Annotated in this window: 20 protein-coding genes; 14 read left to right on the top strand and 6 right to left on the bottom strand. The window is 48.3% G+C overall.

What is annotated here, in order from left to right:
- Positions 1-57: 57 nt before the first annotated feature.
- Positions 58-984 carry a LysR family transcriptional regulator gene (locus tag RCF31_RS23455; protein WP_299456713.1) on the bottom strand — a complete coding sequence of 309 codons (927 nt, stop codon included), beginning with the start codon at positions 982-984 and terminating at the stop codon, positions 58-60.
- Between the two features lie 182 nt (positions 985-1,166).
- On the opposite strand from RCF31_RS23455, the gene RCF31_RS23450 reads away from it, so the two are divergent.
- The 6 genes from RCF31_RS23450 to RCF31_RS23425 all read left to right on the top strand — a co-directional run bounded on the left by RCF31_RS23450 (position 1,167) and on the right by RCF31_RS23425 (position 6,894).
- On the top strand, positions 1,167-2,330 hold the full coding sequence (locus RCF31_RS23450) for a mandelate racemase/muconate lactonizing enzyme family protein (protein ID WP_299456712.1): 1,164 nt from the start codon (positions 1,167-1,169) through the stop codon (positions 2,328-2,330).
- A 169-nt stretch (positions 2,331-2,499) separates the two neighbouring features.
- On the top strand, positions 2,500-3,828 hold the full coding sequence (locus RCF31_RS23445; protein ID WP_416414085.1) for an MFS transporter: 1,329 nt from the start codon (positions 2,500-2,502) through the stop codon (positions 3,826-3,828).
- Positions 3,829-4,000: 172 nt separating this feature from the next.
- On the top strand, positions 4,001-4,312 hold the full coding sequence (locus RCF31_RS23440; RefSeq protein ID WP_299456708.1) for a cupin: 312 nt from the start codon (positions 4,001-4,003) through the stop codon (positions 4,310-4,312).
- 216 nt (positions 4,313-4,528) lie between these two features.
- Entirely contained in the window at positions 4,529-5,458 is a 930-nt protein-coding gene (locus RCF31_RS23435) for an alpha/beta fold hydrolase (RefSeq protein WP_416414083.1), read from the top strand.
- A 41-nt stretch (positions 5,459-5,499) separates the two neighbouring features.
- Complete coding sequence (locus RCF31_RS23430) at positions 5,500-6,354, top strand: NAD(P)-dependent oxidoreductase (protein WP_313683243.1); 855 nt, start codon at positions 5,500-5,502, stop codon at positions 6,352-6,354.
- A gap of 111 nt (positions 6,355-6,465) precedes the next feature.
- A complete protein-coding gene (locus tag RCF31_RS23425) occupies positions 6,466-6,894 on the top strand; it encodes a MarR family winged helix-turn-helix transcriptional regulator (RefSeq protein ID WP_299456702.1) in 429 nt (142 codons plus the stop codon).
- Here RCF31_RS23425 and RCF31_RS23420 read toward each other — a convergent pair.
- From RCF31_RS23420 to RCF31_RS23410, 3 genes are all read right to left on the bottom strand, one after another.
- Positions 6,891-7,313, bottom strand: coding sequence for an ester cyclase (locus tag RCF31_RS23420; protein ID WP_416414081.1), 423 nt, complete (start codon positions 7,311-7,313; stop codon positions 6,891-6,893). The two genes, RCF31_RS23425 and RCF31_RS23420, sit on opposite strands and share 4 nt — an antisense overlap.
- Before the next feature lie 67 nt (positions 7,314-7,380).
- Positions 7,381-8,646: an MFS transporter gene (locus RCF31_RS23415; protein ID WP_416414079.1), complete on the bottom strand. Its 1,266-nt coding sequence runs from the start codon at positions 8,644-8,646 to the stop codon at positions 7,381-7,383.
- A 55-nt stretch (positions 8,647-8,701) separates the two neighbouring features.
- The gene (locus RCF31_RS23410) at positions 8,702-11,809 is read right to left on the bottom strand and encodes a beta-galactosidase (RefSeq protein ID WP_416414077.1); all 3,108 of its coding nucleotides are present in this window, start codon (positions 11,807-11,809) and stop codon (positions 8,702-8,704) included.
- A 204-nt stretch (positions 11,810-12,013) separates the two neighbouring features.
- Here RCF31_RS23410 and RCF31_RS23405 point away from each other — a divergent pair, with 204 nt between their 5' ends.
- A complete protein-coding gene (locus tag RCF31_RS23405; RefSeq protein WP_299456696.1) occupies positions 12,014-13,084 on the top strand; it encodes a LacI family DNA-binding transcriptional regulator in 1,071 nt (356 codons plus the stop codon).
- Between the two features lie 337 nt (positions 13,085-13,421).
- Here RCF31_RS23405 and RCF31_RS23400 read toward each other — a convergent pair whose 3' ends face one another.
- Together RCF31_RS23400 and RCF31_RS23395 are read right to left on the bottom strand one after the other, a co-directional pair.
- Entirely contained in the window at positions 13,422-14,291 is an 870-nt protein-coding gene (locus RCF31_RS23400) for an ATP-grasp fold amidoligase family protein (protein ID WP_416414076.1), read from the bottom strand.
- On the bottom strand, positions 14,288-15,508 hold the full coding sequence (locus RCF31_RS23395) for an oligosaccharide flippase family protein (protein ID WP_416414074.1): 1,221 nt from the start codon (positions 15,506-15,508) through the stop codon (positions 14,288-14,290). Before RCF31_RS23395 ends, RCF31_RS23400 begins: the two co-directional genes overlap by 4 nt.
- A gap of 1,485 nt (positions 15,509-16,993) precedes the next feature.
- Here RCF31_RS23395 and RCF31_RS23390 point away from each other — a divergent pair.
- The 7 genes from RCF31_RS23390 to RCF31_RS23360 all read left to right on the top strand — a co-directional run bounded on the left by RCF31_RS23390 (position 16,994) and on the right by RCF31_RS23360 (position 26,044).
- Positions 16,994-17,269 carry a hypothetical protein gene (locus tag RCF31_RS23390; RefSeq protein ID WP_416414073.1) on the top strand — a complete coding sequence of 92 codons (276 nt, stop codon included), beginning with the start codon at positions 16,994-16,996 and terminating at the stop codon, positions 17,267-17,269.
- Complete coding sequence (locus tag RCF31_RS23385; protein ID WP_416414071.1) at positions 17,266-19,446, top strand: polysaccharide biosynthesis tyrosine autokinase; 2,181 nt, start codon at positions 17,266-17,268, stop codon at positions 19,444-19,446. The genes RCF31_RS23390 and RCF31_RS23385 overlap by 4 nt, the downstream gene beginning before the upstream one ends.
- A 76-nt stretch (positions 19,447-19,522) precedes the next feature.
- Positions 19,523-20,266: a hypothetical protein gene (locus RCF31_RS23380; protein WP_416414069.1), complete on the top strand. Its 744-nt coding sequence runs from the start codon at positions 19,523-19,525 to the stop codon at positions 20,264-20,266.
- Between the two features lie 316 nt (positions 20,267-20,582).
- A complete protein-coding gene (locus RCF31_RS23375) occupies positions 20,583-22,733 on the top strand; it encodes a polysaccharide biosynthesis tyrosine autokinase (RefSeq protein ID WP_416414068.1) in 2,151 nt (716 codons plus the stop codon).
- A gap of 98 nt (positions 22,734-22,831) precedes the next feature.
- Positions 22,832-23,689, top strand: coding sequence for a glycosyltransferase (locus RCF31_RS23370; RefSeq protein WP_416414067.1), 858 nt, complete (start codon positions 22,832-22,834; stop codon positions 23,687-23,689).
- A gap of 31 nt (positions 23,690-23,720) precedes the next feature.
- Complete coding sequence (locus RCF31_RS23365) at positions 23,721-24,977, top strand: EpsG family protein (RefSeq protein WP_416414065.1); 1,257 nt, start codon at positions 23,721-23,723, stop codon at positions 24,975-24,977.
- Between the two features lie 29 nt (positions 24,978-25,006).
- Entirely contained in the window at positions 25,007-26,044 is a 1,038-nt protein-coding gene (locus RCF31_RS23360) for a glycosyltransferase family 4 protein (RefSeq protein ID WP_416414063.1), read from the top strand.
- Positions 26,045-26,079: the final 35 nt, after the last annotated feature.

Below are 26,079 nucleotides of genomic sequence, written 5' to 3'. Positions count from 1 at the left end.
ATGCCTATAGGGGCGGTGTGCATTAAAGGAACATGCCCCGGCACACCCTCGCTCAGGCTAGACCTGACCATCTACAAAAATTTCCCACAGCTCCTCAACAGCCCTGGACATTCTCGCTGCTGGCCGAAAAAGCCTGATATCTATTGGCACCCACAGTGCGCTTTCTTTGCCCGCAGCAGCGGCAATCGTCCCGGCTTCGACATCCGGACCAGCGAGTGTTTCCGGCAGCCATGCGATACCGTCCCCGGCTCTGACCATTGCCAGCAATGTGGCCGCCAGATCGGCGGTGAAGGCGATATCCATCCCGCGCCTGGCTCGGTTTACCTGTGAGATATTCGCAAGGATTCTGCCCAGGCCAGATTCCGCAGAATAGGAGAGGAAAGGGAATTTTTTCCCGCCGGAGGCATGCCAGAGCGGCTGTCGGGTTGCCGGATCGCATTTTGCGTAAGGCAATAATGTTTCACGTCCGAGCCGGACGCTGAGGTATTTCGCGTCATCGAGGTTAATGTGCATGTGAGGGTGGTGGTAGCAAAGCAGAAACTGAGCGTCACCTTTTGCAATCATCCGTTCACAGGCACTCAGCGTGTCAGATAACAGGCGGAAGGATCCAAAACGAGCAATTTTTTCGTTGTTACGCATCAGCGCCGGGAAAAAAGAAAACGACAGGGAATGCGTAGCGGAAAAAATAACGTCTGGTCGGGTTTCTCCTGCCGCTTCGATGGCTTCGCTTCTCAGGGTGTAGAGCGCGCGGATAAGTTCCGGGATCTGCGTGACGAAAACTTCTCCCGCACGCGTCAGGCTGACGCCGCGACGGTTCCGCTCAAAAAGCGGCGTCCCCAGCCACTCTTCAAGCGAAACAATCCTGCGGCTGAATGCAGGCTGCGTCACATATCGTGAAGCTGCTGCCCGGGAGAAATTCAGTGACTGCGCCAGTGCAACGCAGTCCTCAAGCCATGTTAACTCCAGATGATGCCGATTTTGCATTACAGCCTGCCTCTTTGGCATTAGAACAGAATTCCCTGACTGCTTAGGATTGCATCAGACAGGACTCCGACGTCCTCGAATACTACGTTGGTGCATTATGCCGATAATTATCTGGCATGACATAACCCCTTTCACAGGCACTTAAGTTTGATGGCCATTAACTGAGAACCGCAGGAGAGAACATGCGTATCCTGGATGTTGTAGAAATTACCCAACCCATTGCTTCCCCTATCCGTAATGCGTACATCGATTTCAGCAAAATGACGACGAGCCTGGTTGCCGTTGTGACTGATGTTGAGGTGGGTGGACGCCGTGTAGTGGGGTATGGATTTAACTCCAATGGCCGTTACGGTCAGGGCGGTTTAATCCGTGAACGCTTCCGCAATCGTATTCTGGAAGCCGAACCGGGCAACCTGCTGAATACCAAAGGCGACAACCTGGATCCGCATAAAATCTGGGACGTGATGATGAGCAATGAAAAGCCCGGCGGCCACGGGGAACGCTCAGTGGCAGTCGGTACGCTGGACATGGCTATATGGGATGCCACCGCGAAAATCGCGGACAAGCCGCTGTTCCACTTGCTGGCGGAAATGAAGGGCGTAAAGGCTAATCCGCGCGTTTTTGTCTATGCGGCGGGTGGTTACTATTATCCGGGCAAAGACCTGAGCGCACTCCGTCAGGAAATGCGTGGTTATCTGAACCGTGGTTATAACGTGGTGAAAATGAAAATCGGTGGTGCGTCGCTGGAAGAGGACCGCCGTCGTATTGAGGCTGTTCTGGACGAAATTGGTAGCGAAGCGCGCCTCGCGGTAGACGCCAATGGCCGTTTCGATCTGGAAACCGGTATTGCTTACGCCAAAATGCTGCGTGAATATCCGCTGTTCTGGTACGAAGAGGTTGGCGATCCGCTGGATTTCTCCCTGCAGGCGGCGTTGTCAGAATTCTATCCGGGTCCGATGGCGACCGGTGAAAACCTTTTCTCTCACCAGGATGCACGCAATTTGCTGCGTTATGGTGGCCTGCGTCCGGATCGTGACTATCTGCAATTTGACTGCGCGCTCTCGTACGGTCTGGTGGAGTACCTACGTACTCTGGATGTGCTGGAACAGTTCGGCTGGTCACCGTCACGCTGCATTCCTCACGGTGGTCACCAGATGTCCCTCAACATCGCAGCGGGTCTCGGCCTGGGAGGTAACGAAAGCTATCCGGATCTGTTCCAGCCCTATGGTGGTTTCCCGGATTCGGTGAAGGTCGAAGATGGCCACATCATTATGCCAGAGCTGCCGGGTATCGGTTTTGAAGGCAAATCTGACCTTATTAAAGAAATGCGTTCGCTGGCGGAATAAGTCCTGCCGGTTATATCGCCTTGCTTCGCCTCTTTGTGTTGTCGGGGGGCGTTGTGGAAATAATTATGTTGTCCTGGTTTCTAAATAATAAATAAAAAATATATGACTGATATTTAAAAGGATCTGAATTCAGCTTCCCCCTACATCTGCTCCAAACGAGGAAATTATCATGAGAGGAAATACTCTTAAAGGTAATGCACTTATCGGAACAAAACGCTGGACAATAATATTACCTGCCGTCTTTATTATGTATACCATCTCTTTTTTCGACCGGGTCAATATCGGCATGGCGCTGCCCCATATTACCGCCGAAATGGGGCTTGACCCGGTTGCAGCTGGCTGGCTCGGCGGTGCATTTGCCTGGGGATATGTCGCTACGCAGTTCACCGCAGGCTGGCTGGCACTGCGCTTTGGTTCCAGAAGAATCATTGGCGTCAGCCTGTTTCTGTTTGGTGCCTGCGCCATGCTGACCGGCCTGACGCGTAGCTTCAGCGAACTGGTCGCCATCCGCTTCTTTCTCGGGCTGGCGGAAGGTCCGATTCAGGCCGCAACGGCGATGTTTCTGGCTCAGTGGTTTATGAAGCCGGAGCGCGGACGTGCTTTCGGCATCTGGAATCTCAGCCTCGGTGCGGGCGCGTTTCTTGCCGGTCCGATCTCTGGCTGGATCCTTGCGCACCATAACTGGCGCATGATGATGATCATTGAAGGCGCGCCAGCGTGGCTGTTCTGCATCATCTGGTTTTATCTGGTGCCCAAAAGCATTCAGGCGGCAAGCTGGCTCAGCGCTGAAGACCGGGACCATATACAGAAAGATCTGGCAGCGGAGCAGTCGGGCTATGTCAAAGATAAATCTGACCCATGGTGGACCATCCTGAAAATACCCGCGCTCTGGCTGATGCTAATCGGTTATTCGCTGCACAGCATGCTGGCGTATGGCTTTACGCTCTGGCTGCCGACGGCCCTCAAAGGTTACGGCACGCTCAGTGAATTTATGGTTGGCCTGATAAGCGGCATTCCCTTCCTGATGACCATGATCGGTATCTGGTATATCACCCGGCGTTCCGATAAGTACAACCAGGAACGGCGGCTGCATGCGGCCATCCCTACCGTTTTTTGCGGAATGGCTCTGTCGGCCGCAGCCTTTGTTCCGCTTGCTTACTACTGGGTGCAGATTGCCCTGTTCATGTTTGTCGGCCTGACCATGAAGATGCTGGTGCCGCTGGTCTATGTCCGGCTGACGGAAATCCTGCCGACGAAAAAAGCGGTGCCGGCGGTGGCATTCGTGGGGGCGTGCAGCAATTTCATCGGGCAGTTTGGCGGTCCGCTGGTGGCCGGATATCTGAAGCATCTGGGTGGCGGTACCGATATGACGCTGGCATGGAGCGTGCTCGGCCTGTTCTCTATCGTGGGCGGGGTGTTGTTTGCGCTTGCGGTGGGCCAGAAGGAGAGTGTCTGGGACATCAGGCAGGCGTTCCGGCCTCTTCCCGCCAGGGAATGACCCAGCACAGCCTGCTCCCCGACACGGGGGCAGGCTGGACGTTGACGCAGAGGCGGGATGCGGACGTAACGGTGACAGATCCGGACAAGAGAGGTTGAAGGTGTTGAATCAGACGATCCCGTCTGGTACTTCTGCATGAACGGAGCTAATCCATTTTTATGTCGGGGAAAAAATGAAGTTTTATTGCAGCAAAGAATTTACTGGCTCTCAGGCCTGGGAATCGTTACCTGTTGCCAGTTTTGATAACACCAGCGTGAAGCTTCACTGGACCGATCAACCGTACAAGTGGCACATCAACGATGGACAGGAAGTTTTTGCTGTTATGGATGGTTGCGTCGAGATGCTCTACAAAGAAAATGGCGAGGTTAAAAGTAAGACGCTGCATACCGGTGATATTTTCTATGCCAGTGAGGGGACGGAGCATGTAGCCCATCCACAAGGAGCCGCCCGCGTCCTGGTGATCGAAAAAGAAGGTTCTGTTTAACCCCACTTCTGTTCACTAACCCGGGACGTGCTAAGCGCATTTTCGGGTTAAGACCACAAATCCCCCCGGCCTCAATCCTTCTCATTAACATACTAAACGATACATATGTGTTGACGGGGTTGCTTTGGCGTTATTAATATACCAATCGATACATATGTTATCAGGTCTGTTCGCACCCCTATTTCTGTCCAATTTACCTTTTAAGGATGTTTGTCGATGCAGTCTTCTCCTTTGTTAAACGCACCTGTCTCAAGCGAAGCCGCTGCAACTGAAGAGTTTCCGGTACCCGTTGGTTTTACCAGCGGGTACCGGACGATCAATGGCGTTAAATTGCACTACGTTAAGGGTGGGTCCGGCCCGCTGGTCTATCTGGTGCATGGTTTTGGTCAGAGCTGGTATGAGTGGAACCAACTGATGCCTGAGCTGGCAAAACGGTTTACGGTCATGGCCCCCGATCTGCCGGGACTGGGACAGTCCGGCGTCCCGCATTCATATCGCGCCACCGACATCGCGCCCCTGCTATACAAACTGGCTGAGCAGTTCAGTGCGGGGCAAAAGTTCGATCTGGTGGCCCACGATATCGGAATCTGGAACACATATCCGATGCTGGTCCAGCATCAGGACCGTATCCGTCGGGTTGTTTACATGGAAGCCCCGATCCCTGATGAGAGTATCTATTCGTTCCCTGCTTTCACTCCGCAGGGAGAATCGCTGGTCTGGCATTTCAGCTTCTTCGCTGCCAGTCAGCAACTTGCCGAGACTCTGATCAGTGGAAATGAGCGCGTGTTCTTTGAGCATTTCATCAAAGAGCATGCGAGCAACAAAGATGCCTTTACGCCTAAACGGCTTGATCTGTATGCGAAGTCTTATGCCAAACCGCATTCGCTGAATGCCGCGTTCGAATACTACCGCGTCCTTAATCAGGGAGTAGCTGATAATAAAGAACTGTCAAAGAGCAAGATAAGCATCCCCGCGCTCGCCATCGGTGGCGGCGGGCAGGGTGGAATGGGGCAGTATCAAATTGACATGATGCGGCGCTTTGCAACTGATGTAACCGGAATGGTATTGCCGGACGGCGGTCACTGGTTACCGGAAGAATGTCCGGTTGCGCTCAACCAGGTGGTGACAGAGTTTCTAAGCTGTTGACTTCACGACTTTTCATCTCATTCAGATAGAAGGATTATGACATGGAGATAGGAATTATTGGTCTGGGGGCGATGGCGCGCGCAATGGCCATCAACCTGGTCGCGGCAGACAATCAGGTCAAATGCTGGAACCGCTCCGGCGGAGACGTGCCGGGAGTGCAGATGGTGGATTCTCCCGCCGAAGCTTTTCAGGCTGACGCTGTGCTGACGATGTTATCGGATGATGCGGCGATACGCAGCGTGCTCCTCGAAGGAAACATACTCGCACAGGCGAAACCGGGCGTTGTGCATGTCGTGAGTTCGACCATCTCGGTGGCATTTTCACAGGAGCTGGCCGAACACCATCGCCAGGCAGGGATCGCCTATGTAGCTGCTCCGGTTCTGGGCAGACCCGATGTGGCAGCAAAAGGCGAGCTGAATATCCTGGCGGCAGGCGATCCGGCGGCATTACAACGTGTGCAGCCGCTGCTGGACGCAATCGGCAAGCGCACCTGGCAGCTCGGAGATAACCCACCGGGTGCGCATGCCGCCAAAATCGCCTGTAACATGATGATTGCGATGGCAATTGAATCGATGGCCGAAGCTGTTGCATTGACGGATGCCAATAACGTTCCACGCAGTGACTTCTTTGAGCTGATGCTGGGCACACTGTTTGGTAGCCGTTCGTATCAGGTCTATTCGGCGATTATCACTGAAGGAAAATACCAACCGGGCTTTAGAGCTGAGTTGGGACTCAAAGATCTGCGTTTGGCGTGCGAGGCGGCACAGAATTTGGCGGCACCGTTACCTGCTCTGGCGGCCGTGCATGGACAGATGCGCAAAGCCGTCGAGGCGGGAGGCGCAGACCGTGACTGGTCGATCATGGCTGATTACACACTACGAGAATCGCGTGGATGAAGTAGAAATGATGATAGCGTTGCCGGACAGCGGTGATTTGATTCTCAATGGCGTCATCGCTTTGAAAAACGTCCGGCCTTGCTTTACCGTATATCCCCTGGAATAAATCACATGCAGGAAAATCTGTTGGGCACACCACTTACTCTCGCTGAAGAACTGCGCCAGGTGGTCAGCACCTTTGTGCGGCAGGTTCGCGTTGCCACCGATACGGTGCGTAATTCCCAGCATGAAACCCTGGAACTTCTGGAAACCCACGGCCCGCTGTCAATTGCTGACCTGGCGCGTTTGCGCGGCGTTAAGCACCAGAGTATGCGTCTGGTCATTAATGAACTGGAACAACAGGGCAATGTGCTGCGGCAAAAAAATGTGCTGGATTCACGAGCGTTGCTCATGGTGCTCAGCGAAGCGGGTAGCCAGCAACTGATGGCTGCACGCGCAAGGCGTGCCAGCTGGATTGCTAACGAAATCACGTCAAAGCTGGATGAGCAGGCACAGCAAGACCTGAAAAAAGGCCTTGAGGCGCTACGTAAACTGCTTTAAGACGGGATTTGTGTTTGCTGGAGTTGAGCAATAACGTTGCTCAATGTGTTCATTCCCCAATGCTCAACGTACTGACCGTTTTCCAGGCGAACCATATCAATCACCTCTATGGTCACGGTTAATCCGGTGGGCGCGATGCCCATTAATGTGCCGCTGTGCATGCCAGTGATACGTTTTCGGGTGGTCACCCAATCACGTTCAGCCACCTGTTCTTCAATAGTGACAGTGAGTCCGGAAAATGCCGGACGGAGCAGTCGATCAAACGTCCGCCACAGACTTTCACGATCGTCGGGAGCCCCCGGAGCGGCAGACCGATTGATAAAGTTTGCGGCGACAAGCTGATCAAATGCCTCACGGTCCCCGGCCTCAATCACCTCATGGTTAAAGCGACATACTGCAAGTTTGTTGGTTTGTGTCATACGCCCCCCTGATATATACAGTCTAACTGTATATATCAGGGCGGCTTCGGCAAGTCTTAAGTGCTGGTCAGGTGGCGCTGTTATACCCGGTAGCCGGGAGCAGTGTTTTACTCCCTTTCAGGGTAAAGAGGGACATCGCGGTAAAACACAGCGTGATACTGCCCAGAATCAGGTATGCCTGGTGGAAACCAACGGTGTCATACATCCGTCCTACCCACGCCGACAGCACCACCCCCGAAAGCTGTTTCGATAAATTAAAACCAATCAGGAATAACGTAGCCGAGAGTTTCGGGTTAAATGCCGAAGAGATGTATTTAAAGGTACCAACCAACAGGAACGGCACTTCAAACATATGCAGCATTTTTAAAATCACCACTTCCACCGCCGACGTAGCAAACGACGATCCTAAAATACGCACGGACATAATTATCCCGGCGGTTAACAGGGCGTTTTTCGCACCGATTCGGTTAACGATAGCGGGCGCACAAAACATAATCAGTGCATTGAGTAATTCCCCGCCCGTGGTGACAAAACCAAAAACTTCGGTCCCGCGTTGTGGGCTGGAGAAAAAGCCTTTAAAGAAGTTGGCAAACTGCTGGTCAAAAACGTCATAGACACTGGCGACGCCCACGACGTAAATAATAAAGCCCCAGAAGCGTGGCATCCGCAGCAGTTCAGCGGCGGTACGCATCGAAAAAGCCTGGCGGTTAGCGCCCAGCGCGTCGATAACCTGCTCGCTGTGACTGCTTTCTGGTCGGGACAACCACAACAATGCGCCAAGGACCAGTGCAAAACCGGAGGCAATCCAGAAGGTTATGTTGGGGTCGATACCGAACAATATCCCGGTGATTGAAGCGCACAATGCCCAGCCAATACAGCCAGAAACGCGAACTCTACCGTATTCGAAACGGTTGGCGCGGCTGACGCGCTCAATATAAGCTTCTACCGCCCCGGATCCGCTGGAGAAGACAATTCCCAGATAGATCCCGCCCGCCAGCGAGCCGATAATAATATTCATCTGGAGCAAAGGGGACAGGACAAAAATAAAGAAGGGGGCAAACAGGATCAGTAAGACCGTAATGGTCCACAGCAGGTGTTTGCGTAATCCCAGCTTATCGGAAATCAGACCAAACACCGGCTGGAATATAATCGCGAATAGCGAAATAGAGGAGAAAACAATCCCCGTTTCTGTTTTGGTTAAGTGGTTAACTTCCGCCAGCCAGACCGGGAAAAAGGGATAATAGGCCGACATAATGAAGTAGTAGAAGAAAAAGAACAGCATAAAGTAGATAAAATTATGCCGTTCTCTTGGTGTGAGTTCAGAGAGTTTCATTGTGACTTTTCCATATTATTATGCCTGTAGGGTAGGGGGCTCGCACCCCCGATTATTATTGGAAATGAATCGTTAACTGATATTGCCATTGTGTTTCGAGCAGCAACCATTGCGGCAGTACGCTGGGTGTCCAGGAATCATCACCACCAACGCCCATATGCTGGCCATCAAGCGTTATCCAGACACCGTTTTCCGGCTGCATCCAGTGCCAGTGGTCAGTCTCCATTAATTGCGCGGTGCTGTAGGGGTGTACGGAGAAGTGGAAATCCCCTGCCACGTGCCAGCGCCCCCAGTCCAGTACTTTGCTGTCGCAACGCAGTCCGTTTTCGCTGGGGAAAATGTATGGCGTGCTCATCTCCTCCAGCGGCAACGTCCAGCGAGAGAAACAGGCGCTGGTACGACGATCCGGGTAGTTCTCATACGGGCCAAAACCCAGCCACGAGACCGGCGTACCCTGGTCCGGGACCTGGAAATTCAGTCCAACGCGTGGCAGTGGCGGCAGGGTACCTGCACGTTCGCCATCAATCGCCAGATGCAGTTTGCCTTCGGCATCAAAGGTCATCCGCCAGTGGCTGACAATCACCACCTCGTCACCACTCAGGTAGTGCCAGCGGCTATCAATCACCACGTCATGGGCCAGCGTCTGTGCCTCACATTGCACACAGCGCGCGGTGAGGGTGTACAAACCGGCACTTTTCCAGCGTTCTATCCAGGCATTGGGATCGATGCGCTCGACCTCGCTTACGCCGATGTCATTATCCAGTGGTGCACGCACAAACTGGTCGCGCAGTGGGGTGAGCAGTTGCTCGGCACCGTCCACCTGCCAGTGGGTAAGCAGACCGCTTTCACGGTCGATCACCCACTGTTGTGATCCGGAGCGTACCGTCCACGCACGGCTGCTGCTCTCCAGCACGGGTGCCATTCCTGCCGATGCCGGAGCAGGTAAAACCAGCGGGGCGGCGAGGGCAAACTGCTGCCAGGCGGCACGATGACCGGCATCAGACCAGACAGTCGCCTGCGGCTGGATAACTTCCAGCGTCAGCCACACCGCTTCGGCACCTGCTGGCAGCGTAAGCGCCTCGCACAGCGTCAGTTCACACTGGGCTTCGGGACGAAGCTCAAGCGTCACGCTGCCGTGGGCAACGGTTTCACCAGCCGCCCGCACCTGCCAGTGCAGCACTTCGTTATCTGTCGCGCGGAACAGGTATTCGCTGGTAATGCTGATACGCAGCGGGTTTTGCGCCAGCAGAGCAAACTGGAAATATTGCTGCGCATGTTTGGCTTCAATCAATGAAGGGTGCGGGCGACGGTCAGGGAACACCAGACCGTTCATGCAGAACTGACGGTCGTTCGGTTTATCCCCAAAATCACCGCCGTAGGCCCATCCCGTGCTGCCATCGTCAAAGGTTTTGCTGATGGCCTGATCGGCCCAGTCCCAGATAAACCCGCCCTGCAGGCGCGGGTAGTCACGAAATGCCTGCCAGTAATCGGCAAAATTGCCCAGGCTGTTGCCCATCGCGTGGGCGTATTCACACAGGATCAGCGGGCGCTGCTCGCCAGGCATACTGATCCACTTTTTGATCCCCCATTTAGGCACCGCAGGAATCAGGAGATCGTTTTCTACGCGGGCATACATCGGGCAGAGAATATCGGTTGTCGTGCTGTTGGCCCCGCCGCCTTCATACTGCACCGGGCGTGACGGATCATTACGCTTGAGCCAATGGTACATCGCTTCATGGTTGCTACCACCGCCGGATTCATTACCCAGTGACCAGATAATAATCGACGGGTGGTTACGGTTGTTCTGCACCATCCGTGTGACGCGGGCGCTGTAGGCTGGCAGCCAGGAGGGGTCGTCGGAAAGACGATTCATTGGCACCATGCCGTGCGTTTCAATATTGGCCTCATCAACCACGTACAGGCCATAGCGGTTACAGAGCTCATACCAGCGCGGCGCATTGGGGTAGTGTGAGCAGCGTGCGGCATTAAAGTTGTTCTGCTTCATCAGCAGAATGTCCTGCACCATGTCTTCTTCGGTAACAACCTGACCACGCTGGTGGTGATGCTCATGTCGGTTGACGCCACGGATCAGCAGCGATTTACCGTTCAGTTTCAACAGGCCATTGCTGATTTCGACCCGGCGAAAGCCGATATCCCAGGCTTCAGCTTCGATCAGTTCATCGCCGCGCCACAGGGAAACCACTGCCCGATAGCAGTTCGGTGTCTCCGCACTCCACAGCGCCGGGCGCTCTACCGGCAAACGTATTACGGCGCGTTCTGCATAGTTGCCGCGCTCATCAATGATCGGCGAACCGGGCTGTTGCTGATGGCTGGCGACCCGCTGCGTGTCATGCCACAGTTCAACCTTAACTGTCAGTTTTTCCAGCAGCTGCGCCGGAGCGGCAACAGTGACATTGACCTCCAGCCCGGCGTCGCGATAAAGCGCATCGAGCTGCGGGGTGAGTTGAACATCACTCAGGTGCAACGTTGGCTTGTTCAGCAGCCAGACAGAACGGAAAATCCCGCTCATACGCCACATATCCTGATCCTCAAGCCAGGTGCCCGCGCTCCAGCGCATCACCATCACGCAGATACGGTTATCTCCTGCCCGCAGCTGGTTGCTGAGATCGAAGGCCGCAGGCAGGCGGCTGTCCTGCGAGTAGCCCACCCATTCCCCGTTACACCACAGATGAAAAGCGGAGTTCACACCATCGAAGATGATTTGCGTCTGTCCTTCGCTCAGCCAGCTTTCGTCCAGGGTGAGCGTCAATGAATAGCAGCCGGTCGGGTTGTCTTCGGGGACGCGCGGTGGGGGAGTGTCGATGGGGTAACGGACATTGGTATAAACAGGGGTGTCATAGCCCTCCATCTGCCAGTTAGAGGGGACCGGCGTACTGCTGCTGTCTGCCAGATCGCTTTCCAGCCAACGGGCATCCACCTCCAACGGGCTACGGGCATAAGAAAACTGCCACTGCCCATCCAGCAGGCGGCGGTGTGCTGAGGGCTGATTATCCTTTGCGCAGTCAACATCGCGCCAGCTGGCGAAAGTCGGATGGGCTGGTAAACGGTTAAGATGCGTAATGGTTTGGTTTTGCCAGTCTTCACGGACAAGCACTTCATGAAACAAAGGGCCGCGGGAGGTACTGGAATCGTGTTGATGCATATGCATTCCTGATGGATAAATGGAAATGTCATTCGCTAGACAAGTTGGGATGAGTTATCAGATATTTTGTTTAAATCCACAATATTGGCGGAGGCGAAACTCACTATCGATCACGAAACACGACGGAATTGGCGGATTTTTGTCGTCAGTTAGACATAAAATGTTAGCGGACGACATTACTGTCGAGGAAAAAAGGAGAAGACGATGCAGCGCCATACGGCAACATTAGAAGATGTGGCTCGCGCAGCGGGAGTGTCTGAGCAAACCGTTTCAAGAGTATTGAATAAACCTGATGTGGTATCTGAACGTACCCGCGATAAAGTCATCCGTGCGATGCAGGCGTTGCACTATGTGCCAAATCGCTCGGCACAATTACTGGCGGGAAAGTCCGCACCGTCGATTGGCTTGATCACCGCGTCCTTGACCTTGCATGCGCCATCGCAAATCGCCGCCGCAGTGAAAAGCCACGCGGGTATACATCAACTGGAAGTGGCGATTGCTATGCCAGTAATGGCAGATTACGCCTCACTTCAGGCGCGGCTGAATGAGTTCCGCGCGCAGAATATTCGCGGTGTGATTATAAATTTGCCGCTGGAAGGCAGCATTGCCGAAAAGCTGGTGAGCGAAAACCCGGATATTTGCTGTCTGTTTTTGGATATCTCGCCGGAGACCGATGTTTGCTGCGTGCGGTTTGATCATCTTGATGGCTGCGGGGCCTGCGTAACCCATCTGTGGGAATTAGGGCACCGGGAGTTTGGGCTACTTGCCGGGCCGGAAAGTTCGGTTTCGGCACGCATGCGCCTGAGCAGTTGGCGTGAAACGCTGCATCGGCTGGGGGTGAGCAACGCCGTGACGGTCTTTGGTGACTGGAGTGCGGCCAGCGGCTGGCACAAGGCCTTCGAATTGTTGCATCAGTATCCGCGGATCAGCGCGATTGTCGTGGCGAACGACCAGATGGCCCTCGGCGTGTTAAGCGCACTGGCGCAACTGAATCGCACGGGGAGCAGGGCGGTTTCCGTCACCGGCTATGACGATACGGCGGACAGCCTCTATTTTCAGCCGCCGCTCACGACCGTTGCGCAGAATTTTAATAAGCTGGGTAAGCGGGCCGTTGAATTGTTAATCCAGAAGATGGCGGCTCCGCAGATAAGGATCCGCGAATTGTTGCCGACGCGTTTGGTTATCCGTCAGTCAACCTGGTCCAGGGGTGGAGATACCGCAGATGAGAAAGAAGCTGTCATTGCGCAATTGAAATCGCTGGTGGAAAAACTGTGAAAATGTCGCGTTCAGGTCATGTGGTTGAGAGGGAGCGGTGCGGGTCAGGTGTATATTGCAGCTGATTTTGAACACGTAGCTCCCTAACTGACTCCATATGAAACCGTGACCAGGAGATGCCATACAGATGTAGTCGTTCTCACCAGGCTGTCAGTCCTGACTCAAACGTATTTCATGCAGGTATTTTGTGACGGGAACTGAGGAAAGGAGAATGTGGATCCCTTTTAATTCCTAACCAAGGCGGCATACCGCTGAATTGCCGACTTGTGGTTATTGCCAGACTAAGTGGTAACGTAGTTATCTGTTCCAATAGTCAGTATCTATATCGTTTTGCACACTATAATTTTAGCTGGCTGCCCAAAACATTATCTGCTTCCTGTAAAGCAACATCCAGTCCCGCTGAAGGGGTAAATGTCAGTTCGCCGAAAATAACCATGCCATTTAGCAGGTAGAAGTCAACCCTGACAAACTTAAAATCAGATGCTAATTTAATGGCGTAATCTTTCATTATATCAAAACCATCAGGCATCTTTGGGTGCTGATTTTCATTGATTAATTTAATCGTGTCCTCGAAAGGAAGAGGGTTCCAGTTCATATCAAAGTAATAGAACTTAGGTGTTCCTTTGTCTCGTCCTACGCAAACCATTACCGCGTAGGGTTTACCATTGAAACAGTAAAATTTATAATCGTCAGGAAAACCACCGCGTTCATTTTCAATGAACTTTTCACATAGGATTTTTCTTTCTATCTTTCTATATTGTGGCTCAACAAAATTCGCCGAGTAGTCCTGTTTTAACCATTCAGTGAGTTTTTTGTTTGTTTTCTCAAAGTCCATGGATGATTTATTATTGCATATTATGTTATATCCTGCTCCATGGTTGCATTTAAGTGCAAATTTTTCAGGTAACGCATCGTAATCTATATCTTGTGGCTTATCATACACACCGTAGAGGATATTAAGGATTTCACCACACCCTTTAGAGGAAACATACTCTCTGACCTTATATTTATCAGCACATTGCGTGTAGATATCATTGTTAAGTTCATTGAACTTAAGCCATTGAATTTTTTCATTAAAGCTGGTGGGGTTTGATAAGTTTAATTTTCGCTTGAACCTGATAAAGTAGTGAGCTTTAGCATAAAACTCAGGGAAGGTGTTAGCGCTCATTTGCAGAGCCGATCTAACTGTTTGCTTGATCATTCTCATTTTAATACCCTTGGATTGAAAATATTAAGGTGCATTTTGATGATTGTTTTATTTCCGAAGAAATAATTAAGTAAAGTGCAAGACAAAACCTCTACAATCAAAAAGCAATAGGCAGCGCCATTAATCCCAAATGTACTAATCATCATCCAGGACAATGGTATTGTTAATATGCAACATAAAAACATCTTCTTAGCCAGGTAACTATACCCGGATTCTTTTATTATATATCTGTAACAAATTGTCCCTAACGCAGAGAACATTGTGGCAATAATTATGATGGGGATGATATTAATTGAAGCTATATAATTATCTCCATATAGTAAATGTACAAAAAAATCACCAAAAAGATAAAATCCGCATAAAGCGATAAGAGAAATCAGGATGACAATTCGATTGATTTTAATCAGTAGCTTATCGATGGTTGCCTGGTCTTTTTCATTATATATCTTTGAGAAGAAACTCGTGATTAATGCCAAAACAATGAACGACCAGGCGCTTCCTATTGTTAATGCGACGCTATAAACTCCCAGATTTGAGTAAGAAAGTATCTTGGTTAAAAAGATACCCGATATCTGAGTGTATATGTCTACTGACAGGCTCGATAAAATTAATGTCCCCCCGGTGTATAGCATGTACCTGTTATACACGCCAGCACCTTTGCTGTTATCTTCGATTTTGGTCGTGTATTTAAAATATATCAGGCGCATGATATAAGGGATGAGGGGGATGATGATAATGGGTATTGTGAAATAGTAAACCGGCATTTCGAAGTGCGAAATACTAAATCTGATTAATAACGCGAAAGACAACCCAATCACATTGGTTATTGTGTTGATCTTTGACTTTAATTGAGTGTTGTTGTAAATGGAAAAGAAATCCATCACGATATAGTATGTGGCAATGCAATTGGCCACACCAAATAAAAACACAATCGAATCAGTGAATAAGTAGAGATAAATTAAAATTGCACCTGATGACAGGAGAAAGAGGATCCGCCGTTGGTTCTGAGTGTGTATCGCCATTGCGATTCCGGATTTTGTTCTCTCACTCATGCGTTTAAATAGAATATTCTGACCACCAAACCATGATAATGTTTGCACAAATATAAACAGCGAGGTTGAAATATTTATTTTCCCAAAGTTTTCAGGTCCAATGTACTTCGCCATAAGTGAATTAATATATATCAGCCCGATAATATTGACTGATTTTTCTAACATGATCCATATTGCGTTAGAGTACATTTCATGTCTCTCATATGTATAGTTATTTTTGTTGTTTACTTATGAACAAAATGTATATTTATCTGATAGGCTGCTATTTATTCAGATGGATATATATTCTCACTCATTGTTTTACGCATTTTATTTGGTGGGTAGTGTGGTTGTTTATATAAAAATAGTGAAGTCCATTTTCAATAAATCAGATTAATAGCAGTGACACCCTGATAATAAGTCCGCAGATTAGTCGTGTTTTATAGTCAGATGCCACGATGAATGGGATGATGCTGTTCGGGAGCGTACTTTTCACTGGACCTGTCGCCAACATTCTCATCCTGATATTGTTTACCCCCTGTTTAAAGAAGGGGTGATCTGCACGCCCATTGGTTTACTCACAGCACATAACTATGTTGCTGCGAGCCTCTATGTTAATTGATGATTGTATTTTCCGCAGAGAAGTGACGACTAGCCTGAATTAAAATCTTTCTTAATAAGAAATCATGAATGTGATGCAGGTATTATGAACACATATTAATAATCACTCGTAACCCAAATGGTCAGAATCTGGCAATGGCTTTGCTGTAAGGTCTGGTACTAAGATAAATCGCAGTAACAGACCATTAAACATTAAAAGAAAAATAAGTAACTGCAATAAAGGTTATCAATGTGCCATGGGAGGCGTCTCGTGAGGGTTGTGAAAAGCCAGGGCGTAATACCGATGACTGTTACTTTAGATTGGGGGTGATAAGGGAATGAAATGCCCTGTGGCAGGAATCTGAAGGCCTTACGCTGTCGATCAGTTCTGACCTGAGTGTCATTATGATGGGCATGTCATAACCCTCTGTAGTTATGATGATTTTTTGAGTGTTTTAGCCTGCCTGTTTTTATTCTTCGTACGCATTCATATCAAGGCCTATCACCTCTTTCCTACAATCGCTATAAGATAATCACTAAATCAAATATCCTTGCGGTGGCGTCTCAAAGAGCCGTTATGTTCAGTGATCTGAGTCTGAAAAAAATATTCAGGCTTGTTTATGACGCCATGTCCAGATTCTGAAAAACATTGAAAATCACTAAAAATCCTTCTTTAAAAACCGGAGGTTAGAGATTTTAATATTCTACCTGACGCTATTATATCAATCGGGAAACTACGCTATGGAAAGTAAATCAAGGCGTCAGAAAGGAATAGCGAGATACCGGAATAAGGTTGTCATTGAGTATGCATTGTCAGCATTTCTCGTATTTTCGGAAAGAGGCTATATTCTTTTGACCTTAATAGGCAGATAGTGCCAACCAGGACGAAGACATTTTCTTGCAGGCTATCTGGTACCGCGATATCTGTTTTATTTTTCCTGCCTGCGTCCTGGTTTCTGAACATGTTTTATCCATGAGTAGTCAAGATCTGGTTAAGTAAATGGATGCAGGTTTGATACCGATGAATATCGGATCTCCTCTCTCCATTAATACCAAAAATTAATAGAGTCATTGCAACTGAAAACGATGATTTCCAGCCAGTCGCTGGAAGATGAAATTAGAAAAATTCGATATCGTTTCGGCATTGGTGATGTGCTGATGGTTGCGCGTTCGCCTCAGGTAAGAGGGAAAATCATGCTATTTGGGCACGGGTTAAGCCAGCGATTCATTATCAATACCTGGCACCAAAACACGGAAGCTTGCGAACCGTTTTTCAACTTATCGATCAGGCCTGTAAGCGTGGGGCAAAAAGGCTCACTGGCTGATTACACAGGAATCATGGCATGACGACGGCTATCAAACATAAAATCATCACCGCCGAATCAGATGAAATCGATTTGGGGCGCGCGTACGGTGAGCTGCTTGATCATCGTAAATTGATTATTGGCGCGGCAATCGTTTCCACGATGCTTGCGGTAACCTATGCGTTATTCGCCACGCCGGTTTATCAGGCAAATGCGATGGTTCGGATTGAGAAAAATCAGGGTAATGTCATCCTCGAAAGTATTAACCAGATACTGCCGGATACGCAGTCAGTTGCTAAACCCGAAATAGCATTGCTGCAATCGCGCATGATCCTCGGAAAAACCGTAGAGGATTTGAACTTACAGGCCGTTATTAGTCAGAACTATTTTCCGCTATTTGGTCGTGGCTGGGCAAGAATGACCGGAGAAGTGCCGGGCAAACTCAGTATCAGCCGGTTATATATGCCGCGGACCAGCAAAGATGTCCCGCATATGACCTTGACGGTTTTGGACAACAACCGCTTTCATGTTGAGGGTGATAACATTCAGTTTGATGGTGAAGTGGGTAAGCTCGTGACCCGCGATGGCATCGCTCTGAATGTTGACAGCATGAATGCTCAGCCGGGAACCCAGTTCACCATTCAATATGTTTCACGCCGGGCCGCGATTGCTACTCTGCAGGATGCCTTCAGCGTGGAGGATCAGGGTAAAGATACCGGGATCCTGCTGCTGAGGTTGAGCAGCGACGATAAAGCCAGGGCAGGTTCGATCCTCAACAATATCACCCAGAACTATTTAGATCAGAACGTTATCCGACAAGCGGCCCAGGATTCACAAAGTCTCGATTTTATCGGCCAGCAACTGCCGCAGGTGCGTAGTGATCTCGATACCGCAGAAGACAAACTTAATCATTATCGTAGTCAGAAAGACTCAGTAGATTTATCACTTGAAGCAAAATCCCTGCTTGATCAGATGGTGAATGTTGATAGCCAGCTGAATGAGCTTGCTTTCCTTGAAGCTGATATTTCCAAGCTGTATACCAAAGGTCATCCGACGTATAAGACGTTACTTGAAAAGCGTCAGACCTTATTGCAGGAACGCGATAACCTGAATAACCGTGTCGCCGAAATGCCCGCGACCCAACAGGAAGTTGAGCGACTGAGCCGCGATGTGGATTCTGGCCGCGCGGTTTACATGCAGCTGATCAATCGTCAACAAGAGCTGGATGTATCGAAGAACAGCGTCATCGGCAGTGTGCGTATTATTGACACGGCCGTCACACAACCTAAACCCGTCCAGCCCCAAAAACCGATGGTGGTTGTCACAGGTCTGGTTTTTGGTTTGATGTTTGCACTACTTGTGATCGTGCTGAAAATTCTGCTGCGCCGCAGAATTGCATCTCCTGAACAGCTGGAAGAGCAGGGTATTAGCGTTTATGCCAGTGTCCCGCTGTCCGAATGGCTCAGTAAACTGAATAACAGCGGGAAAGCAAAACGCTTCAAAGGGAAGAACTCCGTTTCAGAGAGCAAATTTCTGGCGATCGAGAATCCTGCTGATATTGCCATTGAAGCCATGCGCAGTCTGCGCACCAGTCTTTACTTTGCCATGATGCAAGCCAGAAACAATGTTCTGATGATCTCTGGTCCCACACAAAATGCGGGTAAGACATTTATTGCCAGTAATTTAGCAGCAGTGATGGCTCAATCAGGCAAGAGGGTATTATTTGTTGATGCAGATATGCGCAGAGGTTATGCCCACAAGCTGTTTAACCATACGGGCACGCAGGGATTGTCGGACATTATCACTGGCGCAGTGAACCCAGTGGAGTTAGATAAGAAGATCCCCTGTGCAGCATTCGATTTTATTGCTCGCGGAAGTGTTCCGCCGAATCCTGCGGAATTGCTCTCTCACAAAAGATTTGAAGGATTTTTAGCCTGGGCATCCAACAATTATGATCTGGTCCTTGTTGATACTGCACCGATTCTGGCCGTAACTGATGCAGCCATTATTGGACGCCATGCCGGTACGTCGATGCTGGTGGCACGGTTTGAGGTTAATACGCTCAGGGAAGTCGAAGTCAGCATTAAACGTTTTGCAAGCGCAGGGGTGGAAATTAAAGGATGCGTTCTTAATGGCGTGGTCAATAAAATGAGTAGTTATTATGTCTACGGATATAGCCCATATAACTACACCTATGCAGAAGAAAAAAATGGACGATAGCTGTGAGTAAATGAAATTGCCGTCCTGCAAAAGAGACTGCTTTTAAACGCTAAACTCAATGGTTAAGGGTTTTCCTATGCGTAAAACTATATTCGTAGTGATTTTAAGTGGTAAAAACTATAAAGACTCACGCGTACTGAATTGCATGATGAACAGGACCTATGCTGATACGGATCTTCTGATTATCAACCGGGGACCTAATCCACTGCAATTTGATAAGGATTTTATTCATACGCTGGGCTTTTTTGTGAATAGTATCGATATTAAAGAGTCGATTGGTGACCTGCCGCTCGGTGAAGTCTGCAACGACGTCATCAGAGTCAGTGAGAGGTACGAGCGATTTATTTTCTTTGATGATGACAGCATTCTGAACAAAGAATATATAAAAAGACTGGATCGTTATCATGAAAATGGTGTGGATTTACAGATACCGAGTATCCGGGGCCGACTGGATGGAAAAGTATACTATCCAATCATTAACGATTCGGTATGCAAAACCAGTGATGGCCTGAAGATCAATACTGAAGTAAACGTAAAATCATTAGGTTTAGGCCTGGTGATCTATCGCTCTTTGGTGGAGAAATTTTCTGCGATAAGTGCGAGCGTGTTCGACAGTCATTTTACACTGAATGGTTGTGATACCGGATTTTTTAGTCGGCTCGAATTGCTGAAAATGGAAAAGATTGATGTAGCGATACAGGTGGTTAATACACTTAATTATTCACTGGCGCAATCCCACGATTTAACCAGTAAATGGCGCTTGCTGGACAAGATACGGGACGGATTCTTATCCGTAAAAGTCAGTCGCTTTCGCTATTGAAATGAATTCATTGTTAATGATGCCTTTACGGAAGAACTGGTTTCGCATTTTTAAGATTTTTACAGCAAACACGTAAAATAAAATATTCAGTGATGTAATTGATTGGATTTACTTTTATGACTACTTTACAGCAGCGCATACACTTTAACGCCGCCTTGTTAATCTCTCTGGCATTGATTCATTTTATGGCGCACTCGCCACTGGCAGCCATTACTGCGAAAAATCTCAATATGGAGATTGCCGCAGATATTTGCCTGTCTGTCATTTGGCGCGGGCTATGCCTGTAAATTATGCAGCAAGATAACAGGATGAAATCATGGCAACAAAACCCGTTGTGAGTATTTATAGGGAAGAAGAAGATGGCGTTGAGGTCAGCCGGCTCTGCGCAGAGTTGCTTGACTCGCGCCATTTGATTCTGGGTATCACCACTGGTTTTATGCTGCTGGCTTTGGGCTACGCCTTTCTATTGCCCGCCACGTACCAGGCAAACGCGCTGATTCAGGTTGAACCAGAACCGACCAATACTGTTCTGGCCAGCCGCAGCAGCCTGATGCCAGACGGTAAGCCGGTCTCTTCAATTGATGTGAAGCTGTTACAGTCAAGACAGATTATCGGTGAGACAGTGGATGACCTGAATTTACAGGCCAATGTACAACCAAAGCGTTTACCGATAGTAGGTAATGCGCTAGCGCAGCTGACGGGTGAAACCGGGGGCGAAATTGATGTAAGTCAGCTCTATCTCCCCGGGGCAACGGACGATAAAACGGACCAGGCCACATTAACGGTGATTGATAGTCATCACTATCAGGTTGACTATCATAATAAATCATTCATTGCTGAAACCGGCAAAGTGGCCGGTCAGGCGGGGGTGAAGATTCTGGCAGACAGAATTAGTGCCCTGCCTGGTGCGCAATTTATCGCAACCTATACCTCACGGCTAAATGCAATCAACGCGGTGATGCGTAATCTGACAGTATTGGACCCTGTCATGAATAGCGGCATGCTGACCCTGACACTGACAGGTAATAGCCGCAGTGAAACCATTAAGATCCTGGATAATATCGCATCGCATTATCTGAGCCAGAATATCAGCGAGCAGGCGGCGCAGGATAGTCAAAGTCTGGCGTATTTAGATCAGCAACTGCCGATTGTCCGTAGTGATTTAGATCACTATGAAGATAAGCTCAATGCCGCCAGAGAGATTAATGGGACGGTTGATCTGCCGTTAGAGGCGCAGTCTGTTCTTGACCAGTCGGTAGCTATTGATAGCCAGCTGAATGACCTCACCATCAGCGAGTCTGAAATTGCGCAGCTTTATACCAAAGATCATCCGGCTTATAAGACCCTGCAGGAAAAACGTAACACGTTGCTGACAGCAAAAGCGAAGTTGAATGAGAAGATTTCCGGCATGCCCCTTATCCAGCAGGAGATATTGCGCCTGACGCGGAACGTGGATGCTAAACATGATATCTACATGCGTTTGCTGGCAAGGCAGCAGGAACTGAAAGTCGCCATTTCCGGCGCAATAGGCAACGTCCGCATTGTCGATAGCGCGGTCGATGATTCCGAATCACTGTCACTGCAAAAACTCATTATTGTTTTTCAGGGCCTGTTATTGGGATTTTTTGTCTCAGCGACAGTGATCTTTATCAGAATAGCGATGAATAAGGCTGTGGAATCGTCAGATGAGTTAGAACAACGCGGCATGGCGGTGTATTCCAGCATTCCGTATTCGGAATGGCTGGAAAAAAGGAATCGGAAAAAGTCCTGCCAAATGTCTTCGGCTTTTCTGCTACGTGAAAATCCTGACGATTTGGCAATTGAAGCGATGCGCAGCCTGCGTACCAATCTGTATTTTGCCATGCTTGAAGCACGTAACAACATCCTGATGATTTCGGGTGCCAGCGCGAGTGCAGGGAAAACATTCGTCAGCACTAACTTCAGTGCAGTAATTGCACAAACAGGAAAAAAAGTGCTGTTGATTGATGCGGATTTACGCAAGGGGACTGCACATCAAATTTTCAATATCCCGGGTAAGGCAGGGTTAGCGGAAATACTTGCGGCGGATTATCCGATCTCAGCAGTTCTGCCGGTTGAAATCAGTGACAGCCTGCACTTTATCGCTCGTGGCAAAGTTGCTCAGGGTTTTACCGAACTCTTGATGAGTAAACGATTTGGCGAGTTAATGCGGTGGGCGGAGAAAAATTACGATCTGGTGGTGATAGATACGCCTCCGGTGCTGGCGGTGACAGATGCGGAAATTATCGGCACCTACGCCGGAACCACGATGATGGTGGTTCGCTGTGCAAAAAATACAGTAAAAGAAATCGAAATTAGTCTGCGTCGTTTTGAGCGCAGCGGTATCACAGTGAATGGCTTTATTCTGAATGGGGCCAAAATCCGCGCCAATGGTTACTACAGTTACAGCGATATTCAATATTCATATGAATCCGTTGGTAAAGGGTAATAGCAGTTATTAAACGAATCAGGTGAATTAATTTTTATTATAAATACGTTATCTAAAAATAAAGATGCATATTATTTTCTATGCATGGAGATAAGATTATGAATGCCAGGCACACAGCACAGCCATTGGTCACAGTTTACATTCCCACGCATAACCGTTCGTCGCTGGTTAAGAGCGCAATCGCATCGGTGCAAAACCAGACTTATAAAAATCTGGAAATTATTATCTGTGATGATGGTTCATCAGATGACACCGCAGTCGTCATCGCTGAAATGCAAAAGAGTGACAATCGGATCGTTTATCTGAAAAACGATGTACCGATGGGGGCCTGCTATGCCCGCAATCGCTGTATTGAAATTGCACAGGGTGAGTTTATCACCGGTCTTGATGATGATGATTATTTCTTAAGTGAAAGGATCGCTAACTTTGTCGAAGCCAGTCGCAGGCTGAACAAATCATTCCTCTGTGCCAATATGATCTTCAAGAACAGGGATATCGAACGCAAATGGAAAGAATATACCGGTGATGTCACGTTAAATATGATGGGATTTAAAAACTGGGTTGGGAACCAGGTATTTATTAAAACGGTGATGATGAAAAATATCGGCGGTTTTGATACCACTTTTCCGGCCTGGCAGGATTATGATCTCTGGTATCGCATGATTTTGCGTTACGGCGCATGTTACAGAATGAATGATGCAACTTATGTGGTGAACATTGAAGATGATCGGCCAAGAATTACAACAGGAAGTAAGGCCTGGCAGGGATATCAGAAATTTATTACCACACATAAAGCACATCTGAGTCGTCAGCATCTTAATTCTCTCTATTTTCAGGATAAGCAGAACAGGAAAGATGAGATAAATTTTAAAGAATTTATGAGCTATCCTGGCATTGACAATCTGCTGATACTGGCTAAGCACAAAGTCAGAAAGCTTATTGGTATCCAGAAATAAAGAATCACTGACAATAATGTAAGGTGCGCTCATGACTATGAGACTGAATAAGCTAATGCCCCTGAGCTTAGCAATGAGCATGACTATTCCATTAGGCGGTTTGGCACTTTCCTTTTTCTCTCTGGATAAAAAGGGAATGAACCGTCTGCCATTTTTTGTCATGTCGATGTTCTACTTTTTCCTGCTGATTAAGATTCCGCCATTGGGCGATCTCTACCGGCGCTATCTGGAGATCAGCGCCTATGGTCCGGGAACAAGATTTTCAGATATTGCCGGGGTGCATACTGATGTCCTGCTTTATGTCAATGGCTGGATATTCCAGTTGCTGAAAATCCCGTTCTTTTTTATTCCTGCCTTTTATGGCGGGCTGATGTGTTATTTGTTACTGGCCTCGTTCAGAAATGTGACGCTGATAAAAAATTCAGGGATAGAAGATCGTCCGGTATCTTCCGGGAAACTGGCATTAACTTATTTTACTGTGTTTTCAACACTCAATATCTTAAACCTGGTATTGGGCATTCGCTACGGTACTTCACTGGTATTTATGATCTATGCGGTTACCAGCTACTACAGCCGTGGCAAGATACGATGTGGACTATTTGTTGCACTTTCAATACTCATGCACTTTTCCATGGCGTTTGTATTGCTGGTATTTTTAGGAAGCCTTTTCGTTAGAGTTGAAAAGAAATTTGTCATTCCCCTGAGCATATTTTTTGGCCTGTTGAGTGCTGTTGCATTGCGATCGATTCTGCCCAGCATCTCTTTTATGGGTGTTGGTGACTATGCAATGGGAGGATATGTTGACGGTTCTTTTAGTTCCTCCCCCAACGATAGCAATACAATTGTTGTTGCACTCATTACGCGGTTGCTTGGATTTGCTTCTCTGATCTTTTATTTGCTGAGTAAAAGTGAATTGAAAGGATTCGATAGATTCCTGAATGTATTCATTCCCAGCTGTTTCATCATGTCTATTTCATACACGGCAATGGGTCGCTACCTTAACATTGCTCAATATTTGCTCGCGATCAGGCTTTGCTATATCTATTTGTTTTCTGCCGGGGTTAACTCGGTCAAATTTCGCATTCTGCTTAGGAATTTTCTAGTGGTATTTGCCCTGCTAAGTTTGCTGGTCATCAATATCTATACCCAGAGAAGGACGTTGTCGATGGGGGGCTTATGGTCCTACGCCTGGACAAGCCCGGTATTTCTGCTGAGTTATAGCGAAAAAGATTTTGATAAGTACCTCAACGATATCGACTATGACGGGTACTGGATAAAACATAGATAAATTTATCAATTTTTAAAAGACACCATTAAATGAAAAACAAGATCCTTTTTATTGTCCCGAGTTTAAAAAACGCGGGGCCAGTAAACGTATGTCTGACCATAATAAAAAACCTGCCTGACTTTTATAACATTGAAGTATTGGCTCTTAATGATGGCGAACGTAAAGGGGAGTTTGCTACACGAGCGAAAGTCACCATATTCAAACGAACAGCCGTTTTACAGGCCTTGAAGTTTATCCGGAAAGGAGGATTTTCGGTTGTGCATAGTCATTGCACGGTCTCCGATATCTTCAATTATTTCTCGTTTGCTTCAGTTCCACAGGTCACCACCATACATAACTATTTTGAAGTGGATTTCGTGCAGACCAAAGGATTTGTTAAAGGGATGCTTGAAGGTCTGGTCGGACGCTTCATGATTCGTCATTTCTACAAAGTTGCCTGTTCAAATGCGGTGATGAAACATTGTGTAAATCATCACGCAATGAAGAAGGTGACTGCCATCCCCAATGGTGTCGAACAGCCGCTTTCTCTACAACATCAGAATCATGGCAATGTGGTGCATTATTTTTATTTGGGGGTGCTAAACAAAAGGAAAAATGTTCAGCAAATTCTGGAAGCGTTTGAAACCTGGTGCGAGGGGAAGCGCGCTGAACTGCATATTATTGGTTCGGGTACTGATGAAGAACATCTCCGCAGTAGATTTAACAACGAAAAGGTTATTTTTCATGGTAGTACCGATCAACCTTATTCACTGTATAAAGATTTTGATTGTTTTATTTCAGCCTCTCACGCGGAAGGTCTTCCATTAGCCCTGATTGAGTCAATGGCCTCGGGTAAGACATTCATCTGTTCAGATATCGAGCCACATAGAGAAGTCCTTAATTCCTGGGAGGAGAAAAGTGGGTTTTTATTTAATAAAACAACATCGGGGCTGATTGACTGCCTTGATGAGCACTATTTTTTCAGCGACAAGGTCAGTCTGTCAGTAAATGCCAAAAACAATTATTCGAAAAACTACTCCGCAAAAAAAATGGCACTTAGCTATAGCGAACTTTATCAGGAGATTTGATTGCATTGATTACTGATTACACACAGCAAAAGGTG

The organism is Pantoea sp. App145, from assembly GCF_047947045.1.
Lineage (GTDB): Bacteria > Pseudomonadota > Gammaproteobacteria > Enterobacterales > Enterobacteriaceae > Pantoea.
Note: the sequence above shows the minus strand (reverse complement) of the source record. Positions and strands in the feature narration are given on the sequence as shown.

Excerpts from the sequence above, each read along its gene's own strand:
- RCF31_RS23425 (WP_299456702.1), top strand. The coding sequence starts at position 6,466 with ATGCAGGAAAATCTGTTGGGCACACCACTTACTCTCGCTGAAGAACTG.
- RCF31_RS23445 (WP_416414085.1), top strand. The coding sequence starts at position 2,500 with ATGAGAGGAAATACTCTTAAAGGTAATGCACTTATCGGAACAAAACGC.
- RCF31_RS23455 (WP_299456713.1), bottom strand. The coding sequence starts at position 984 with ATGCAAAATCGGCATCATCTGGAGTTAACATGGCTTGAGGACTGCGTT.
- RCF31_RS23370 (WP_416414067.1), top strand. The coding sequence starts at position 22,832 with ATGAATGCCAGGCACACAGCACAGCCATTGGTCACAGTTTACATTCCC.
- RCF31_RS23380 (WP_416414069.1), top strand. The coding sequence starts at position 19,523 with ATGCGTAAAACTATATTCGTAGTGATTTTAAGTGGTAAAAACTATAAA.
- RCF31_RS23375 (WP_416414068.1), top strand. The coding sequence starts at position 20,583 with ATGGCAACAAAACCCGTTGTGAGTATTTATAGGGAAGAAGAAGATGGC.
- RCF31_RS23365 (WP_416414065.1), top strand. The coding sequence starts at position 23,721 with ATGACTATGAGACTGAATAAGCTAATGCCCCTGAGCTTAGCAATGAGC.
- RCF31_RS23420 (WP_416414081.1), bottom strand. The coding sequence starts at position 7,313 with ATGACACAAACCAACAAACTTGCAGTATGTCGCTTTAACCATGAGGTG.
- RCF31_RS23360 (WP_416414063.1), top strand. The coding sequence starts at position 25,007 with ATGAAAAACAAGATCCTTTTTATTGTCCCGAGTTTAAAAAACGCGGGG.
- RCF31_RS23405 (WP_299456696.1), top strand. The coding sequence starts at position 12,014 with ATGCAGCGCCATACGGCAACATTAGAAGATGTGGCTCGCGCAGCGGGA.
- RCF31_RS23395 (WP_416414074.1), bottom strand. The coding sequence starts at position 15,508 with ATGTTAGAAAAATCAGTCAATATTATCGGGCTGATATATATTAATTCA.
- RCF31_RS23400 (WP_416414076.1), bottom strand. The coding sequence starts at position 14,291 with ATGAGAATGATCAAGCAAACAGTTAGATCGGCTCTGCAAATGAGCGCT.
- RCF31_RS23410 (WP_416414077.1), bottom strand. The coding sequence starts at position 11,809 with ATGCATCAACACGATTCCAGTACCTCCCGCGGCCCTTTGTTTCATGAA.
- RCF31_RS23385 (WP_416414071.1), top strand. The coding sequence starts at position 17,266 with ATGACGACGGCTATCAAACATAAAATCATCACCGCCGAATCAGATGAA.
- RCF31_RS23450 (WP_299456712.1), top strand. The coding sequence starts at position 1,167 with ATGCGTATCCTGGATGTTGTAGAAATTACCCAACCCATTGCTTCCCCT.
- RCF31_RS23435 (WP_416414083.1), top strand. The coding sequence starts at position 4,529 with ATGCAGTCTTCTCCTTTGTTAAACGCACCTGTCTCAAGCGAAGCCGCT.
- RCF31_RS23415 (WP_416414079.1), bottom strand. The coding sequence starts at position 8,646 with ATGAAACTCTCTGAACTCACACCAAGAGAACGGCATAATTTTATCTAC.
- RCF31_RS23430 (WP_313683243.1), top strand. The coding sequence starts at position 5,500 with ATGGAGATAGGAATTATTGGTCTGGGGGCGATGGCGCGCGCAATGGCC.
- RCF31_RS23440 (WP_299456708.1), top strand. The coding sequence starts at position 4,001 with ATGAAGTTTTATTGCAGCAAAGAATTTACTGGCTCTCAGGCCTGGGAA.